The sequence below is a fragment of the Nostoc sp. genome (assembly GCF_036917935.1).
In the GTDB taxonomy this organism is placed as follows: domain Bacteria; phylum Cyanobacteriota; class Cyanobacteriia; order Cyanobacteriales; family Nostocaceae; genus Nostoc.
The window spans coordinates 236007-254372 of record NZ_JBALEL010000002.1; the positions used below are offsets into that span (position 1 = coordinate 236007).

General features: G+C 42.5%; 17 protein-coding genes. 11 read left to right on the forward strand and 6 right to left on the reverse strand.

The features are described 5' to 3' along the window. Window positions 1–19 precede the first annotated feature (19 nt). The 4 genes from V7K62_RS01310 to V7K62_RS01325 all read left to right on the forward strand — a co-directional run bounded on the left by V7K62_RS01310 (window position 20) and on the right by V7K62_RS01325 (window position 3079). On the forward strand, window positions 20–745 hold the full coding sequence (locus tag V7K62_RS01310; RefSeq protein ID WP_334860909.1) for a pyridoxine 5'-phosphate synthase: 726 nt from the start codon (window positions 20–22) through the stop codon (window positions 743–745). A gap of 246 nt (window positions 746–991) precedes the next feature. Further along, entirely contained in the window at window positions 992–1711 is a 720-nt protein-coding gene (locus V7K62_RS01315; protein ID WP_334860911.1) for a SnoaL-like polyketide cyclase, read from the forward strand. 65 nt (window positions 1712–1776) lie between these two features. Beyond that, window positions 1777–2106 (forward strand): MgPME-cyclase complex family protein, encoded by a 330-nt coding sequence (locus V7K62_RS01320; protein ID WP_334860913.1) that lies wholly within the window; start codon window positions 1777–1779, stop codon window positions 2104–2106. Between the two features lie 331 nt (window positions 2107–2437). Beyond that, a complete protein-coding gene (locus V7K62_RS01325; protein ID WP_334861466.1) occupies window positions 2438–3079 on the forward strand; it encodes a hypothetical protein in 642 nt (213 codons plus the stop codon). A 280-nt stretch (window positions 3080–3359) separates the two neighbouring features. Here the strand turns inward: V7K62_RS01325 and V7K62_RS01330 are convergent, their stop codons facing one another. From V7K62_RS01330 to folD, 3 genes are all read right to left on the reverse strand, one after another. After that, entirely contained in the window at window positions 3360–3815 is a 456-nt protein-coding gene (locus tag V7K62_RS01330) for a divergent PAP2 family protein (RefSeq protein WP_334860915.1), read from the reverse strand. Between the two features lie 277 nt (window positions 3816–4092). After that, a complete protein-coding gene (gene crtE, locus V7K62_RS01335) occupies window positions 4093–5025 on the reverse strand; it encodes a geranylgeranyl diphosphate synthase CrtE (protein WP_334860917.1) in 933 nt (310 codons plus the stop codon). Window positions 5026–5150: 125 nt separating this feature from the next. After that, window positions 5151–6029, reverse strand: a complete 879-nt coding sequence (gene folD / locus V7K62_RS01340; protein WP_334860919.1) for a bifunctional methylenetetrahydrofolate dehydrogenase/methenyltetrahydrofolate cyclohydrolase FolD — start codon at window positions 6027–6029, stop codon at window positions 5151–5153. Window positions 6030–6310: 281 nt separating this feature from the next. Between folD and V7K62_RS01345 the strand changes: the two genes are divergently transcribed. From V7K62_RS01345 to V7K62_RS01355, 3 genes are all read left to right on the forward strand, one after another. Continuing rightward, the gene (locus V7K62_RS01345; RefSeq protein ID WP_334860921.1) at window positions 6311–6727 is read left to right on the forward strand and encodes a hypothetical protein; all 417 of its coding nucleotides are present in this window, start codon (window positions 6311–6313) and stop codon (window positions 6725–6727) included. A gap of 21 nt (window positions 6728–6748) precedes the next feature. Beyond that, on the forward strand, window positions 6749–7183 hold the full coding sequence (locus tag V7K62_RS01350; RefSeq protein WP_334860923.1) for an NUDIX hydrolase: 435 nt from the start codon (window positions 6749–6751) through the stop codon (window positions 7181–7183). Window positions 7184–7343: 160 nt separating this feature from the next. After that, the gene (locus V7K62_RS01355; protein WP_334860924.1) at window positions 7344–8447 is read left to right on the forward strand and encodes an AI-2E family transporter; all 1104 of its coding nucleotides are present in this window, start codon (window positions 7344–7346) and stop codon (window positions 8445–8447) included. A gap of 266 nt (window positions 8448–8713) precedes the next feature. Here V7K62_RS01355 and V7K62_RS01360 read toward each other — a convergent pair whose 3' ends face one another. Further along, window positions 8714–9643, reverse strand: coding sequence for a carbohydrate ABC transporter permease (locus V7K62_RS01360; protein WP_334860926.1), 930 nt, complete (start codon window positions 9641–9643; stop codon window positions 8714–8716). Window positions 9644–9836: 193 nt separating this feature from the next. On the opposite strand from V7K62_RS01360, the gene V7K62_RS01365 reads away from it, so the two are divergent. The 3 genes from V7K62_RS01365 (at window position 9837) to rtcA (ending at window position 13495) form a co-directional block, all read left to right on the forward strand. Further along, complete coding sequence (locus tag V7K62_RS01365) at window positions 9837–10499, forward strand: GIY-YIG nuclease family protein (protein ID WP_334860928.1); 663 nt, start codon at window positions 9837–9839, stop codon at window positions 10497–10499. A gap of 190 nt (window positions 10500–10689) precedes the next feature. Next, complete coding sequence (locus V7K62_RS01370) at window positions 10690–12036, forward strand: FAD-binding oxidoreductase (protein WP_334860930.1); 1347 nt, start codon at window positions 10690–10692, stop codon at window positions 12034–12036. Between the two features lie 409 nt (window positions 12037–12445). Next, window positions 12446–13495 carry an RNA 3'-terminal phosphate cyclase gene (gene rtcA, locus V7K62_RS01375; RefSeq protein WP_334860932.1) on the forward strand — a complete coding sequence of 350 codons (1050 nt, stop codon included), beginning with the start codon at window positions 12446–12448 and terminating at the stop codon, window positions 13493–13495. Between the two features lie 2 nt (window positions 13496–13497). Here rtcA and V7K62_RS01380 read toward each other — a convergent pair whose 3' ends face one another. Then, window positions 13498–14286 carry a Rho termination factor gene (locus tag V7K62_RS01380; RefSeq protein WP_334860934.1) on the reverse strand — a complete coding sequence of 263 codons (789 nt, stop codon included), beginning with the start codon at window positions 14284–14286 and terminating at the stop codon, window positions 13498–13500. Then, complete coding sequence (locus V7K62_RS01385; protein ID WP_334860936.1) at window positions 14283–15626, reverse strand: AAA family ATPase; 1344 nt, start codon at window positions 15624–15626, stop codon at window positions 14283–14285. The genes V7K62_RS01380 and V7K62_RS01385 overlap by 4 nt, the downstream gene beginning before the upstream one ends. Before the next feature lie 363 nt (window positions 15627–15989). Between V7K62_RS01385 and V7K62_RS01390 the strand changes: the two genes are divergently transcribed. Further along, window positions 15990–18335 carry an EF-hand domain-containing protein gene (locus V7K62_RS01390; RefSeq protein WP_334860938.1) on the forward strand — a complete coding sequence of 782 codons (2346 nt, stop codon included), beginning with the start codon at window positions 15990–15992 and terminating at the stop codon, window positions 18333–18335. The last annotated feature ends 31 nt before the right edge of the window (window positions 18336–18366 follow it).

Consider the following 18366-nt stretch of genomic DNA (forward strand, 5'->3'; position numbering starts at 1 on the left):
GATTTGGGAGAAATTTGGGGTGCCTACACTTGGTGTTAACATTGACCACATCGCCACCATCCGGCAAGCACGGCGGACGGTGGAACCAGATCCCGTAGCGGCGGCGGTGCTGGCAGAATTAGGCGGTGCAGATGGAATTACAGTACATCTACGCGAAGATCGGCGGCATATCCAAGACAGGGATGTGCGGATATTGCGGCAAACAGTGCGATCGCATCTTAATTTAGAAATGGCCGCTACAGAAGAAATGCTCGCGATCGCTCTGGATATCAAACCGGATTACGTCACTTTAGTCCCCGAAAAGCGCGAAGAAGTCACAACAGAAGGTGGACTAGATATTATCGGGAAAATTGCTAGAATAGGTGACATAGTTGATAAATTGCAAAGCGCTAGCATTCCAGTTAGTTTATTTATCGACGCCGAATCAGCACAAATCGAAGCATCTGTCAAGGTACAGGCGGCGTTTATTGAATTGCACACCGGACAATATGCTGAGGCTAAAGATGAAACAAATCGCCAACGAGAATTAGCCATATTAGCTAAAGGGTGTGAACAAGCTATTCAAGCTGGATTGCGAGTCAACGCCGGTCATGGACTCACCTACTGGAACGTCTATCCTGTGGCTGCACTTCCAGGCATGGAAGAACTGAACATCGGTCATACCATCATCAGTCGAGCTGCATTAGTAGGTATAGAAAGGGCAGTCCGCGAGATGAAACAAGCTATAAGAGGGAATGGGGTATAGGGCATTGGGCATTGGGCATTGGGCATTGGGCATTGGGCATTGGGCATTGGACATTGGGCATTGGGCATTAGTTATTTCTCTCTCTGCCTCCCCTGCTTCCCCTGCTTCCCCTGCTTCCCCTGCTTCCCCTGCTTCCCCTGCTTCCTCATCTCCCCTGCTTCCTCATCTCCCCCACTCCCTTAAACTTTAGAGGGGTTGTCACTGCGAAATCTAGAAATTGGGATCAAATCTTCAGCAAAAACTTCTATGAGCGCAACACAATCGAACGACCTGCCGCTTTGGGTACAGGATCGGGATCAGGTGATAGCAGAAAGCACTGATGTCGAGTGGCGCTATCAGACACCGCCTGATTATTCCCGTTCTAACGAGAATCTCGCTAAAGAAAGTATCTACAATCACCTTGAAGGTACATTAGAAGCGATCGTGCAAAACTTGGTACGAACCTTAGAGATGGAGGTATCCTTCAAAGCTAACCCGCAAGAGTGGTTGTCTATTGTGAATGACAAGTTTCGCGTGAGTACCAATGGCGGAGTAGAGTACACCGCAGCAGATTTATCAGCCCAAGGTACTTACAATCTATTTATGGCTGATTCAGAACACTACAAGGCTTCAGAAGAAAGCTTTGAATCATCCGCAAAAGTCTTCCACACAACATTTCCCCAAGGATTTCCTTGGGAAGTAGTGGAAGTTTTCTCAGGGCCACCAAATGTCACATTCAAGTGGCGGCATTGGGGACATTTTAACGGAGAATATAAAGACCATGCACCGACTGGAGAGACAGTAGAAATTATCGGTATGAGCATTGCAAAAGTTACCGACGACTTGAAGGTTATTTCCTTAGAACACTACTTTGACAATAGTCTGTTCTTGGAAAAGCTAACATCTGGTGGCAAACAGACAAAATCTGAAAACCAGAAAAGTGCTTGTCCGTTCAGTTCTTGGTTCAAGAAATCCCACAAAAGTTAGTTTGTAAGGGTACAGAGTGCAGCACTGTACCCTGAAATTATTCACATAGCAACCAAAGGATGAAAATGCAACCATACTATTACGTTTTGGCTAGTCAACGTTTTCTTCTGCAAGAAGAACCGATACACGAAGTTATCAAAGAACGTACCCGTCACTACCACGAACAAGAAAAACAAATAGATTTTTGGTTGGTTGAGCAACCAGCTTTCTTGGAAACACCGCAGTTTAAAGAGATAAAGGCGAAGTGTCCTCAACCATCTGTGGCAATTATTTCTACTAATCCCCAATTTATTACTTGGTTAAAACTGCGTTTAGAGTACGTCATCACTGGAGAATTCCAGGCTCCTTCTGAGGCAATACCTGATGCATTGGCATCGCTTGCGACTGTTTCCTAATCTGGGTATGGGTCATGGGGCATTTGTTATTTCTTCCCCATTCCCCATTCGGTTGGCCGAGTCATTGATCAATGCTATAAAAACTTTTTTGGCTATGGTAGCGAAATAAACTACGGTAACTCTATCAAAAATACTAATAGCCGCACCAATTCCCCAGTCGCAAAAGTTTACCTAAAGGGCGATTGTCAATCAATCACTACGTAGAGACAAGTGCTATATTATTTTGGGGGAACAAAATATTTTTTTATAAAATCTTTTAAGACACCTTAATTTACATAATCTAACTTTTGTGCATAGATTTCAGATTTTACCAAGTGTTTTAGGATTAGCGATGTCTACGATGAGCTTCGCTTACGCAGGGTTGATTGGTGGCATGAGTTCTGTCTTTGCCCAACAAACCATTCCCCTTTGTAAACCACCAAATGCGGGTGAGTATCTTTTATTAGTAGTCAGTCCCACAGCAAATAATCAAAAGCAGTTGCGTAGTGCCTTACCACCTGAGCTTAAGACCATTACCTGCAAATATCTCAATGAAACCGTGACGCGAGTCGGGGGCTTTAACAAAATTGACGATGCCAATCGTTGGGCGAGATATGTCAGCAATATTGTTGGCTTGTCTGCGATAATTACCACTCGACCAACAACAGCAGCTGTGCAGCCACAGTCACAGCCACAGCCACAGCCACAATCACCTCAGCAGACAGTCAGCTATAATCCTCAAGCTTTAGGAGAGGGTTATGCAGTGCTGGTAGATTATTACAACCGTCCAGAACTAGTAAATAGTGTGCAGCAACTAGTGGGAGGTAATGTCGGTTTTGTTTCTTATGGACAACGCCCTTACTTGCTGGCAGTTTATACCACTAACCAAAGTGAAGCGTACAACACATTGCAGAAGCTGAACAATGGCGGTTTCGTTGCCAGCATAGTAGATAGTCGTAAGGTGATTCTGCTGCGCTCAACTGTGCGGTTGTAGTGAGATTAAGTTTACTGGCATCCTAAATACGAATTACCAGAGTAGTAATTTGCCGACCAATTTTAGATTTTAAATTTTGGATTTTAAATTCAAAATTTAAAATTTAAAAAGGTTTTCAGGGAAGGCATTTCTAATAGCTCCGCGAGAAGCAAGCTACATAGAAAAAATCCTTTGATTCTCCGAGCAAGTGTATTACTTCCTGGGTTAAATCCAAAAAGTTTGACAAATTACCAGTTATTAATTATTAATAGCCGCTCAAACAAAGATTTATTGCTCTAGTTTAATAAGCATACCTAGCTAACCAATAAATGGTTATACCCAAAGCCGATCCAGCGATTACCTGAACTGGTGTATGTCCGAGTAATTCTTTCAGACGGTCTTGGCTAAAGTCTGGTTTTTCATGAAATAATTCATCAATCATTTGATTGAGAATACGAGCTTGCTTACCAGCTGCTTGGCGAACTCCGGCTGCATCATACATGACGATGATGGCAAAAATCATTGCAACGGCAAAATCAGGAGATGCCCAACCCAGTGTTTGCCCTACACCAGCAGCTAGAGCCGTAACCAGAGCTGAATGGGCACTGGGCATACCTCCGGTTGTCACCAAAACACGTACATTCAGTTTGCGATTTTTGATGATCTCGACTACGAGCTTTAATGCTTGAGCAATTAAACAAGCTACCAGAGCAACCAGCAGCACCCGGTTGTCTAAAATGTTGCCTATGTCCTGCATGGTATTTTGGTTAGGTTAGTAAATATTAGCAGCAGTTGTTGGTTGAGGAAACATTTAGATTCAACCCAAAATTCCAAATTAACCTAGTACATCACGGTGGAAACAGACCAACTATTCAAAATCACCTAAAAACTTAATTGATAAGCTTTTTTAATTTTGAATGAGTGAATTTTGTCATTCCGTTGGGCGGTGTAGTAGAGCATAGCGTCAATCAAACACCTATTCCCAATTAATAAAACGCTTGCAGTATAGGAATTACGAATTACCCAAAGCGTTACTAGTTGTTGCGACTAGTAATAAAATGAGCGATCGCTTGGAGTGGTTTGGCTCTGTCTCCAAATGGTTCTAATTCCACACAAGCTGCTTGAACTAGCTCTTGGGCTTTTGAGCGTGATTCCTCAAGTCCCCAAAGGCTGGGATAGGTCACTTTCTTAGCTTTTTGGTCTTTACCAGCTGTTTTACCTAATTGCTCTTGAGTAGAAGTGATATCCAGAATATCATCGATGATTTGGAATGCTAGCCCAATATTTTGAGCATAACGAGTCAGTCGCTGCACATCTTCAGGTGATGCATTAGTTATAAGCCCACCACAAACGACGCAAGCTTCCAAAAGGGCGGCTGTTTTGTGTTTATGAATGAAATTTAGGGTTTCTAGGGAAATGTCAGATTTACCTTCCGACTCTAAATCGACAACTTGACCGCCGACCAAACCACCTGCCCCCAACGCCCGACCAAGACGGGCAATGACCTGCAAGACTACCTCTCTCTTAACGCTTTGGGGGGTTTGAATGGCAACAAACTCAAAAGCGAGAGCCAACAAGCCATCCCCAGCCAAAATCGCCACATCTTCGCCATAGACTTTATGATTCGTCAGCTTTCCACGACGGTAATCGTCATTATCCATCGCTGGGAGGTCGTCATGAATCAGCGACATTGTGTGGATCATCTCTACAGCACAAGCCGTTGGCATGGCCATCTCGATGGTTCCACCCATCATTTCACAGGTAGCAAGGCAAAGAATGGGACGTACACGCTTGCCTCCAGCTAATAACGAGTAGCGCATTGACTCATAAATCTTTTCTGGATAAATGATTGGGATAGCCTGATCCAAAGCATTATCACAAAGCTTTTGTCGCTCTTTTAGATAGGCTGCTAAGTTAAATGTGGCTTCCTCTGGTGGTGTCTTTTGAAGTTTATCAGTTGCTACCATTCTTTAATTCCTGACATTTTGGGATTTTTGTCTTATACGTCACAATTTTAAGGTGCTGTGGATCTGAAAAAAATGAAGAGTTAGGAGTTAGCAATAATAATTCTTAACTTTTAACTGATCGCTCCTCAATCTCTTACCGCCCTGGAATAGCTGGCAAATGTATTTTGCAACAATATGGCGACAGTCATAGGGCCAACACCACCAGGAACTGGGGTGATAAATTCTGCTACATCAGCAGTTGATTCAAAGTGGACATCACCAATGAGGCGACTTTTGCCACTAGCATCGGTGACGCGATTCATTCCTACATCTACCACAACAGCGCCCGGTTTCACCATATCAGCAGTAATCAGTCCGGGACGACCTACTGCTGCAATTAGAATATCAGCATTTTGGGTAATGGTTTTGAGATCATGCGATCGCGAGTGAGCGATCGTAACTGTAGCATCAGCTTCTAATAGCATCAGCGCCATAGGTTTACCCACCAAAATACTGCGCCCCACTACTACTGCCTGTTTTCCCTGCAAAGGAATCTCATATTCTTCTAAAAGCCGCATCACACCAGCCGGGGTACAGCTACGTAAACCGCTTTCTCCCCGTACTAGTCGCCCCAAGTTAACTGGGTGCAGTCCATCAGCATCTTTATCGGGATCAATTTGATGTAGCAGAGTTACAGCATCCAGGTGGTTAGGTAAGGGCAACTGCACAAGAATGCCATCCACCTTTTCATCCTGGTTGAGTGCAGCAATTACCTCTTCTAACTCCCTCAGGGTAGTTTGGGCAGGAAAATGCTTACCAAAAGAAGCGATCCCAACTTGAGCGCAGGCTTTTTCTTTATTGCGTACATAAGCGGCTGACGCTGGGTTATCACCAACCATCAACACTGCTAAACCAGGGGATCGTCCAATTTTTGGTTTTAATTGTGTAATGGCAACAGAAAGTTCTTGCTGAATTTTTGCTGCTATTGCTTTCCCATCAAGGAGTTTGGCCGTTTTTGTTTCCATGAAAATTCCCAGCTATGTTAGCTTGTTGTCCAAAGTCCAAAATAAAAATATTGATTCTTGAATCTTGACTTTCGACTATTATTGTGTTGCTGTTTGATGTCGTAGCGTTTCTCTTACAGTAAATCCATAATGTTTATTTTCTCAGATCAACGGCATCATCTGAAGAATAAAGAATTGGGGGAGTGGGGAGTGGGGAGCAGAGAGAAGTTGCAGTAAGTCTTTCCCCTTGGCACCTCTGCCTCTTGTGCCCCATGCCCAAAATAAATAAATCGGTGGCTTTTATGCAACAAACGAGAAATTTATCCCTTTCATTCTTGTACAGGCACATTATTGTTCCTTACCGCTTGGGGTTGACTTTTTTCCTGATAGTAGGACTTTGTAGTTGTGGTAACTTGACATCGCCTGACTTGAGTAAGACTGGCTTAAAAATTGGGACAAATGTCACTCCAATTGGAGAAATTAAACCAAAACAAGACAATCAGGCTATAGTTTACATCCAAGGTCAGGTAGAAAAGCAAGCTCCGTTGATGAAACAGTGGGCTTATGAAATTAATGACTCAACTGGCAAAATTTGGGTTGTCACCAATCAAAAGAATCTCGGTCAGGGCGCACAAGTGGTGATTAAGGGTAAAGTTCGCTACCGAAGTATTCCCTTAGCTGGCAAAGAATTGGGGGAAGTTTATTTAGAAGAAGAGTAATCAGCAATTAAAAATGAAGATATGAACAATCAACAGGTGCATGTAGCGATCGCAATTCTCTATCACGAAAACAAGTTTCTCATGCAACTGCGCGATAACATCCCCGGTATTCTCTACCCTGGTTACTGGGCGCTGTTTGGCGGTCACATCGAACCTGGTGAAACGCCGGATGTAGCGGTAAAGCGAGAAATTTTAGAAGAAATCGGCTATAATCTACCACCCTTTGTTGAATTTGGCTGTTATCCCAACGAAAGAGTTGTTCGTCATGTCTTTCATGCACCACTCTTGGTGGAATTAAATCAACTGGTTCTGAATGAGGGTTGGGATATGGCGTTATTTACACCAGAAGATATTCGCCAAGGTAACTGTTATTCACAAAATGCTGGCGAAGTACGACCTTTAGGGGCAATGCATCAGAAAATTATGTTGGATTTTATTCAGAAAAATTCAACATAATTTGGGGATTGGGCAGGGGCACTTGTACTGAGCTTTGCCGTTGGCGCGGACTAAGAAGAGAAGTATTGGGCATTAGTTATTATTTTATTAATTCTTCTTCCCCTGCTCCCCACTCACTAGAAGCCAAAATAAAGTTAGAACTCTTATGGGGTCATCACTAATGCAATCAGCAAACAAACTGCCGAGATGGTTAACTATAGGATTGGCATTTCCGATTGCCATTCTCAACGGCTGGCTATTGCTCCAGGTTGTACAATATTTTCAACCCTTAGTTAGCATTATTGCCGCCGCCATCCTACTCGCTTTTGTCTTGAACTATCCAATCCAGTTTCTTCAGGAACAAGGGGTGAAACCCAACTTAGCGATCGGGGGAGTGTTACTTTTTACTGTGGTGATTTTAGTCGCTTTAGGCATCACCTTGGTTCCCCTGATTATTCAACAGCTCGTTGAGCTAGCTAATATTTTGCCCAGTTGGATTGATTCTGGTACTGTGCAGCTGCAAGCTTTTCAGGATTGGGCATTAAGTCAACAGCAACTTCCGATTAATTTAAGTGGTTTATTTACCCAAGTTCTGGAACGATTATCTAACCAACTTCAATCCTTCACTGGGAGAATTCTTGGTTTTGCCGTCGATACCATTGGTATTGTCCTGAATGTGCTGCTGGCGGTAGTGCTGACCATCTACCTAATATTGAACGGTGAACGTCTTTGGGACGGAATTTTTCAGTGGTTTCCCTCGAAAATTGGCCCAAAAGTCCGGGAATTACTCCGAGAGGATTTCCACAATTACTTCATCGGTCAAGCAACATTGGGAGCTGTGTTAGGGGTGACAATTACACTGGCATTTTTAGCGCTGCAAGTTCCCTTGGCTTTACTTTTTGGCATTGGTATTGGCTTGTTTTCACTCTTCCCCTTTGGTACGGGGGTAGGTATCGCCATAGTAAGTTTGTTGGTAGCACTGCAAAATTTTTGGTTAGGAGTGGAAGTCTTAGGTGTCGCTGTTGCCATCGACCAAGTTAATTCTAATTTTGTTGCACCTCGAATTCTTGGTAATCTGACTGGACTAAATCCCGTGTGGGTAGTAATTTCTTTACTGTTGGGGGCAAAGTTAGGAGGAGTACTGGGTTTGTTAATTGCGATCCCTATTGCCAGTTTTATCAAGGATATAACAGATAGCTGGCGGGCTGGAGAGTTTAATAAAAGAGATGATATCGAGTTAGAGTCTGTAAAGGTTACAAGTAAAAGAGCAGGAACTTATAGCTAAAATTCAATCATTCAGATTAACTGAAAAACTGGTGAGCTTGTCCAGCAATGAACTGCAAACCCCTGATTTATGATGCTAACTAACAAGAAGCTATTACTTTGGGCATCAATTATTTTCCCTAAAAGTAAGATAAGGGTAAAAAACTTGAGCGTAGGTGTAGCCCGTCCCAGGCATCGCTTGCACTCTGGATATTTGAATATTTTCAGACTATTGTGGCTGATAGAGGATGATTTTTATAAATTTAATATATTTAAATTCAATAAATATTAAATTGTGATATTATCGTCCCCTTGCTGATTAATAGCTAATCGCAAAATTGACAAACCTAAAATTATCAAAAATAGCACTAGCCCAATCGTGCAAGCATAGCTAATTTCCAAGTTGCTGAAGGCTTGCTCATATAAATAATAAACAATTGTTTTAGAGCTATTGAGTGGCCCTCCTTGAGTCATAATGTAGACCTCTTCAAAGACTTTGGTCGCAGAAATAGCCGAAATCACCGCCACTAGTGCTAGATATGGCTTCATCAAAGGTATGGTAATATCCCAATGTTTGCTGATCCCATCAGAGCCATCAATGGCTGCGGCTTCGTACACATCAGCGGGAATTGATTGCAACCCTGCTAAATAAATCACCATGTAATAGCCTAATCCCTTCCACACGGTGACAGCCATGACGCTGGCAAGAGAAATTGGTACAATGCCAAAAATTTTTGCTGGGCTAGTTAGCCAAGGGATACCTTCTGGAAAAAGACCTAAAGCTTTAAATAACTGATTCAGTAATCCGTTTTCTGCATACAGCCATTTCCAAGCTATTCCCGCAACCACCATTGAAATTACCACTGGAGTGTAGTACGCTGCTCTAAACCAATTCATCCCCCGCAGCTTCTGATTTACCAAAATTGCCAGTACTAAGGGAGCAATTACTAAAATTGGTACTACACCCACAAGATATAAAAAAGTGTTTTCCAAGGTTTTCCAAAAAACTGCATCCTTCCAAAGCTTGAGGAAATTAGCGAAACCTATCCATTGTGGGGGCTGGGCAATATCTTCATAGCTGGTAAAGCTGAGATAAAACGCTTGGAGTGCAGGCCAAAAGACAGTTAATCCTAAAAGAACTAAGGCGGGTAGTAAAAATAAATAAGGAGTCAGCCGCTGTTTGATGAACATCCAATTTTTAGGTGTCAATTGATTCATAGGAAGTTTAATAGTTATTTTTGCTTTGTCAGAACAAGGATTTGGAGATGTGAGTAGATGTAAGCTTCAATATTTTAAGGGCATATATTTGCTTGCCTAAGCGTACCCCTACGAGGAAGCAAGCTAGGTGTAGCCTCTCGTAGAGAAGCCTCGTCTTAGACATCGCTAATTAATAACTCGGAGATAAACTGCAATGGAAACTCAGCACAATCCGCCAATTGAACATCAAAATGTCCCCATAAACCACCGTGGACTGCATGAATTTTTGTATAGTTCCGATGATGAACACGCCGCCATTGAGGTGAGTATAACTCCTGAACTGGCAAACAATGGTACTGAAATCATTGACCTTGAGGCTTGGAGTGTGGCTGCTCAGAACGCTAAAATTGCAGGAGTTTATGCAGTGTTAGATGCAGGACGCTGCACACAGTACATTGGCTATTCTCGCAATGTGTTACTTTCCCTAAACGGTCATCTTCGCCAAAACGGTGAGCAAAAGTGTGCTTTTGTACGTGTGGAAGCATTCAAGTTTCCCAAGCGTCAGGAAATGGAAGATTTGCGAGATGTATGGATAGCAGAACTCGAAAGTACGCCACCTGGTAATGCAACTGATTGCGGAATGTGGGCTAGCACGGTAGGCGAAGCTACTAAGGCGGTAATGTCAGAAGCTCAACGTCAAGCCTATGAGGAGAAAAAGCTAAAACTGCGGAAAGCAATGGCTGACACAACCCTTTCTAAAGAGTCAGAAACAATAGATGCGAGTGCAGCCGAACGTCAGCGTCAACTTGAAGCTGCTGTGAAAAACGATGACTGGAGTGTAATCATCGACGCACAGACACAGGAAACCAAGTATTGATTTTTGTCAGCTTGAGTGCCTTATCTGACTTTATGTTAAGTAAGTGGCATGAAAGTACTGTGAAAGATGAGAATTAAGATTTTAAAACGCAGAGGGGCGCAGAGGGAAGCGCAAAGGTTCGCAGAGAATTAACTCCTCTGGGTTCCTCTGCGTAAACCTTTGCGTTCCTCTGGGTTAAAAAAAGGATATTATGACGACAAAATTAGATGCCCTGATTAATTCTCTAGAAGGCATAGAAACCATCACCGACTCCACGCAAGTCGCAAAATTATCTCAGGATTATCATACTTTTAGCCCGGTGCTAGTGTCGAAACTAGAGGGAAAAGTTGGAGATATCGTAGTGCGTCCCGCCAATGAAGCAGAGGTTTTAAAAGTTGCAGCTGCCTGTGCGAAACACCGTGTACCTGTAACTATGCGGGGTGCTGGCACCGGGAATTATGGGCAATGCGTACCTTTGCATGGTGGTGTAATTTTAGATATGACGCGAATGCAAGAGATTCTTTGGGTAAAACCGGGGGTGGCGCGGGTAGAAGCTGGGGTGAAGTTGGCGGCGTTGGATAAAAAAACACGAGAAATCGGTTGGGAAATCCGTATGGCACCCTCCACGTACCGCACAGCCACAATTGGCGGATTTATTGCTGGGGGAAGTGGCGGCATTGGCTCAATCCAATATGGGTTACTAGCCGATCGCGGTAATATCTTAGCACTGCGAGTGATAACTGTAGAAGATGAACCCCGTGCGATCGAATTACGCGGCGACGATGTACAAAAGGTGAATCATGCTTGGGGAATTAACGGCATCATCACTGAAGTAGAAATTCCTTTAGGGCCAGCTTATCCTTGGGCAGAAGTCATTGTCACCTTTGATGACTTTATGACAGCAGCAAAGTTTGGTCAGGCTCTTGGCAATGCTGATGGGATGATTAAGAAGTTGATTTCTGTTTTTGCATCCCAGATTCACCAATACTTTCACGCCCTACAACAGTATATTCCTGAAGAGACTCACTCAGTATTTTTGATAATTTCTGAACCGAGTTTGGAATTCTTACCGGCTTTGGTGCAGCAATACGGTGGCCAGATTACATATAAAAAACCAGCCGAGGAAGCAGCCAAAGGTACACATTTAGGAGAATTTAGCTGGAACCATACCACCTTACTTGCCCGGAGTGTAGATACTGGTATTACATACTTACAAAGTCTGTTTCCTAGCGATAGCGGTTTACAACTAGTAGAGCAGATGTATCATTACTTCGGCGATGAGGTAATGATGCATTTAGAATTTTTTCGAGTGAATGGTGTCGTCGTTCCTGGTGCTTTGCAACTTGTGCGTTACACCACAGAAGAACGCCTCAACGAAATTATCCGCTATCACGAAGAACAGGGTGTGAGTATTGCCAATCCTCATACGTATATTATTGAAGACGGCGGCAGAAAAGTTATTGATCCTGAACAGTTAAAATTTAAAGAAATAGTTGATCCTTATGGGTTGATGAACCCCGGTAAAAGCAAGGTTATTCAATTCCAAATTCCAAATTAGCAAACTAGAGAAACAAATACAGCAGAATTCAGAATTTAAAAGTAAAACAGGCTTTGTACCTGACTTTGAGACTTAGCTTGTGTACTTGATCAACTTGAAATCCGCTATATCAGAGCTTTCTCTGTATATTTGTGTAACCTCCTTCCAAAAAGCTAGTTGCTGGGCGTTTATAATTTGTGGTTTGATTTCTACAAGCCGTGGGGTTGAAGAAGAATTCAGAAGTCAGAAGACTTTAGGAATCAGAATAAGAAAGTGGGGGATAAGCGCGGAAAGTCGGAACAGCGGCTGACGCAGGAAAGATCAGTTTGTGATGTTTACCATTTATTCATTCCTCTTCAATTCTGAATTCTGACGACTGACGCCTTTATTCTTTTCGGATAACCCAAAATCCAACATCCCAAAATCGCCCATGATTGAAATTGACGGTTCCTACGGAGAGGGAGGCGGACAGGTTCTTCGCACTTCCTTAAGTCTAGCCGCCATCACCGGCGAACCCATACGAATTACAGGCATTCGCGCTGGACGCAAAAAGCCAGGATTAGCAGCACAACATTTAACAGCAGTTCGGGCGGCGGCGAGAATTTGTAATGCCCAACTACGGGGTGATGCTTTGGGTTCAATGTTGCTGGAATTCATCCCAGGTAGTGCTGTGCAAGCTGGAATTTATACCTTTGATGTTAGTAAAGCACAACAAGGTGGTTCTGCAGGTGCGATCGCTCTAGTTTTACAGACAATTCTCTTACCTTTAGCACTAGCATCCGGCAATTCACAGGTAACACTAAAGGGTGGAACTCATGTGAACTTTAGCCCGACAGCGACGTATATTGAGCAAGTTTATTTGCCGATACTGCAACGTATGGGTGTTGAAGCCCAAGTCAAGTTAGGCGCTTGGGGGTGGTATCCCCAAGGTGGCGGAGAGGTAGAGTTACAGGTAGATGGTGGTGGTAAACTCGGCGGGATCAACTTGTTGGAACGGGGAGATTTACAACAGGTGCGGGGACTAGCAGTGGTGACGGAATTGCCTTCTCATATTCCCCAACGGATGGCGAATCGGGCGGAGAATTTGTTACGGTCAGCCCATTTAAAGGTTACTGTACAGACCTTACGAGAAAGAGGTGTGGCACCTGGGGCGGGTATTTTCCTAACTGCTGAGTATCAGAATAGCTTAACTGGCTTTGGTGGATTTGGGCGTTTGCGGTTGTCAGCGGAAACAGTTGCAGAGATTGCTTGTCAGCAACTGCTAGAGTTTCATCACACCGGCGCACCAGTGGATGAACATCTAGCAGATCAGTTATTATTGCCGGCAGCTTTAGCTTCACAGAGAAGTCAGTATCGGGTGGCTGAAGTGAGTAGACATTTGACGACGAATGCAGCAGTAATTGAACAGTTTGGGTTGGCGCAAATCACGGTAGATGAAGCTGAGAAAATCGTGTCGATAATTCCTGTAATTGATGGATAAGATTAAAGACTAAACACTTTCTTAAGAGCCTTGATTTTTGTAGTATTAATGCCACATTCAAGTTTAGAGATAGGATTTAAGGTTTTCCACTTGCCTTTACTTGCACTGAATATAATATCAGATGATTTTTCTATATCAATAGCTTCAAAGCCATCTATTTTGGATTTTGATAAATAACTCAAACGAGTAAAAACTTCATCTCTTGATGCAGATTTAATACTCACAATTTCTGGTGGTGGTAATGGCGGTAATGATGAGAGAAAGAATACTTTTGCAAGAGCTTCCAATTTTTTGCCTCTAGTAATTCCACATTTCAAGGTAAGAATTGGGTTAAAATTAGGCCAGGTTTCGCGATTAGACTCTGCAATTCGATTTGTGGCAACAATAGGATCTACACCCTTTAATGCACTATTTGGTTCTGATATTAAGTATTTAAGTGCAGCTAGAATAGTATCTCGTGATGCTGTATTCAAATTTACTTTAGGTGAAACTTCTCTAGCTAAAATTTTTGCCTGCTCAATACTTTGAAATTCTGGTGAGATGACTATACACCAGATTCGCTCTAACTTAGCTTGTTGAGCAACTGCATATACAAAATGATTACTAACAACTTGATATTTATAATCACCAATTTCTTTAACAATAACAGGAATCCAATTCCGTCCATCAGCTTTTAAGATAGACTCTGCTGCTGCTTTGATGATAAATTCAGATTCGGAAAACTTCTCTCCAGCTTCAATATCAGTTAACTTCAGATGCATTAGTTTGCCAATATTATCAAAATCACTCATGCAATAAAATACTCCTTAGCTAGATCAAGATAATAATTTGTAGCAATACAATGCGTAAAAGCTGCTGGAATTCGAGCAAAGGCTCCACTTGCTATAATTGCATAACTTGGCAGACTGAATATTTTTGTATGGTTATTAGGATAAAAATAAGGACGTAAATTGAAATTAGATGCTTCACTTTCTCTGGTAATAATAGCTTCAATTTCCTGATTTGCTATTCTAAGCTGAGGAGGAGTGATATTTTCACCATTAAAAAATATAGGTAATGCAATTGGGCCACCATCTTGTCTAGCTGCCTTAACTTTTGGTACTAACTCTTTAATTACTTTAGCTGCATTATTTAGGGATGCTAAATTATTGTGCTTGGTAGGTATCAAAATGACATCACAAGCGAAGAGGCTACTTTGACTAAAAAACATCCAGTTTGTCGGACAGTCTATGAATATATAATCATATTTATACACCAAAGGTTTTAGAGTATCTTTTAACCTAGCAGCCCCCTTTTCAATTCTTGTTGCTAAGTCTTGCTCTGTAAAATCTACCAGTTTGGGATCTGCGGAAATGACATCAAATTGGAATAATTTACCAGATTTAAATTTGACTTTAAATGCTTGAACTGCATCGTGAACGTTTAAATTTCTATCGGATAGACAATCATACAAACTAATTTTTCTTACTTCTAGACCAAGAGATTTAGTTAAATCTCCTTGCTGTGGATCAAAGTCAATTACTAAAACTTGCTTACCTTGTTGTGCAAGAGTGGCTGCTAAATTAGCAGTTGTTGTAGTTTTGCCCACACCCCCTTTGTTATTGTAAACACAAACAGTTAAGGCTTTGGGCGGATTGTCAATTAAATGCTTGACATCGGAAACAATAGTATTAATATTCTCTTTTTTAATTAAACTATTTGGAGTTGCAGGAAATATAACTTTTCCATGTCGCCGGAATAGCTGGATATAAACTGAATCAGTAATAAGTCCCCATTGAGATGTGTTGCACTTAGAATCAAGTAGATATTTTTTTATTTGCTCTCTAGTGTTTATGTATTGAGGAGTGCCTTCTGATAAATTAAATTTAGCTCCTGTTCCTGTTGCTCGTGCTTTGATTTCAACAAGTAAATAGGGATTGGTCTTAGAGAATAAAAAAATATCACCATCAGTATTTTTGCGAACAGCAAAATCTACTGTCCCATGTCCTGTGGGAAACTGTGGAAAACGTTCTTTATCATTAAATCCAAGTGCGTTTATTAGAGGTCTTACAAATATCTCACTGATCAGCGTCTCACTACTCTCATCAGGCAAAATGTTGTCTAAAATCTGGTTCCAGTCTGTAAGTAGCATTGCTTAATAAGCAAACGGGAACAATGACAAAACCGTTTGTTTGATTAATTGAATCAAATTTGTTACTTAATTAACCTCAGTATTTTTAACTAATTGAATTGATTGCTATATTAAAGCTTTTATCTAAAAGCGATCGCTAGCAACACAAAGATGAAGCACAAGTCAATATACGAGTGCAGTACTCACACTTGCCTGTAATCAGCCACTAACCAATTTAAAAGGCGACTGCAAGTATCGTTGAGACTAAGTTCAGTTGTTTCTGATACTTGCTATTTACTTAACATAACTAGACAGCATTGAAGTAGCACTCATAAAACATGGTAATAAATTTATTAGTGATATATATAGAATTGGAACAAAACCGTGATTGATGAGCAAGAAATAGAAAAATTGTGGCAAGCCTTCAAGGTATTAGACGTAGACGGGAACGGATCGATCTCAACTCAGGAATTGGGGGAGGTAATGCGATCGCTAGGACAAAATCCTACGGAAACCGGGCTGCGTGACTTAATCAAAGAGATTGATGTTGACTTGTCAGGCACTATCGACTTTGAAGAATTTAAAACGCTGATGATCGCTAAGGTAGGCGATCGCCAAAGCCGCCTGAAGTTAGCCTTCAGCGCCTTTGATGAGGACGGTAGCGGTCACATTACTGCCGTCGAGTTGCGGACAGTTATGAGTCAGTTTGGGCTGACAGACGCTGAGTTGAATGAGATGTTACAGGAAGTAGATCATGATGGCGATGGCTCAATTGAATTTGATGAATTCTGTCAGCTAGTACCGGAAGAGTCAGAGAGCAAAACTGGTTATCAAGACTCACCGATTTCCCTTAACAGTTCGCTCAAAACAGTTGCTACTTCCAATCAGACAGCAGCAGCCACCCAGCCGACACGACAAGAAGCAAGCAGCAACACAACTCCTGAGTTGGCACAGCTAAGAGAACAGTTAGCGCAACACCCAAACTCACCGAATCAGAAAAAAAGCGGTACGTCCCCTTTGCAAATGCAGATTGGTCTATTTCGTTTGATTCAAGGAGCAGCCTACCGCAGTTTCCGTGAGAGTTTCTCCGCCAACCACGAAACTCACTTGCGGGTAAAAAACTTGCCATACAGAATTACTGATTTTGTGGAGTTTGTCAAACAGGCGATCGCACTCTACAAAGGATTAGGTATAATTTCCGAGGATTGCTACCCTGTCGTGGATGCAGTGGTTGAATCGGTTGCTGATGAATATGCCCGATTGCAAGAGCGGATCAAAAACTGGAAAACAGTGGCAAAGACACCAGAAATGTTGGCAGAACAGCAAGCGATTTTAGAGGCGCGGAGTAAATTTGCCAATGTCAAAGAAAAGTTTGCTGCTGGAGTCGAGTTTGCAATTACGATCAAAAAGAAAAGTCTCAGCTTGGGTGACATCGTAGAAGGTGTGCTAGCCATTAACGAACTCAATCGTCTGAGGGGAATAGAACTGAATGAAGAAATGGCTCCACCACCAACTAAATCTGCGGGAAATCCCAAAGACTATTTGAACAAGTGGAACCGCGTCATCCTCTCCCAGGCAACGGAGGAAATAGATGGTGCAATCATCCCAGTAGCATATTGGTATGAAGACTTTATGCCAAAGTTGTTGGCGGCCTTTAGTGTTTCTAGCACAGCAGATATCCAAAGCAACACCGTACCCAACGAGGCGGCTTTGGATGAATGGTATCAGTGTACAAAAAACTCAGGAGAATTTAACCGCTACGGGGCAGATGTTGCAGAAAATTTTCCCGATTGCACTCCCAAAGAGAAACTGATACTCAAACAAGCATGGCGGCTAACGCATCACTACCTGAATGGAGTGCAAAAACGGCGCGAACGCCTAGAATTTGGGCGAGAATCAGGGGCGCTGTCGCAGTATGTAGCATTCATTGATGTCTATCTAGATCGGACTGAGGTGAAGGATTCCCAGATGCGAGTCAGCTTCCCATACTACATTGGCCCAGCAGTGTGGCGCTTCTTCCACACCACAGCTGAGATCGTGTGTACCAAAACCGACGTACAGCAAAAAGCCGCAGTAGCAATCTTCAAAGATTTCTTCCAATTGTTTGCCACAATGTACCCCTGTCCCTACTGCCGCCACCATCTGAATATGTACGTTGTGCAAAATAAGGAAGTGGATATGTATCCTGTGGAGTACCTGGTGCTTGGGCGCGATCCCAACCTGACTGACTTTGAGGTATCACTGGAGGCAAAATTATCCACCGTCGTCGATGGTTCCTCCCTGCGCTTATTCTTCTGGAAACTGCATAACACCGTTTCCTCCTCCATTGCGCGATCGGAGGAGTGGTATCATAAGGATGAGAAAGCGTTCTACACCACTCGTTTTTGGCCCAGCCTTGACTCGGAGTTAGCAAGAGCCAATGCACTCAAATACACCAGTATAGAAACTGCTCGCATCTACAACATCTATGGAATTCTGAAGCCATTGGCACGGCTGACAGGGGTAAAAACAGAATTGCCAAAGCTGCTAGAGAAGGGCGATGAGAATAACCTCAAGGAAGCATGTATAGTTGCACAGAACCACATCAAGGATTTAGAAGAGGCTGCCATTAGTGGACAGTTTCTGCAAGAGACATACTACTTTGAGCCTAGCCTAGTGGATAAAGCTCCACTCTTCACCCCTGAAGAAGAAGAGTTTGCCCGAACCGGTATGTTTACAGAAACTATTTAAAATAATTCGTAATTCGTAGTTAAGAATTCAA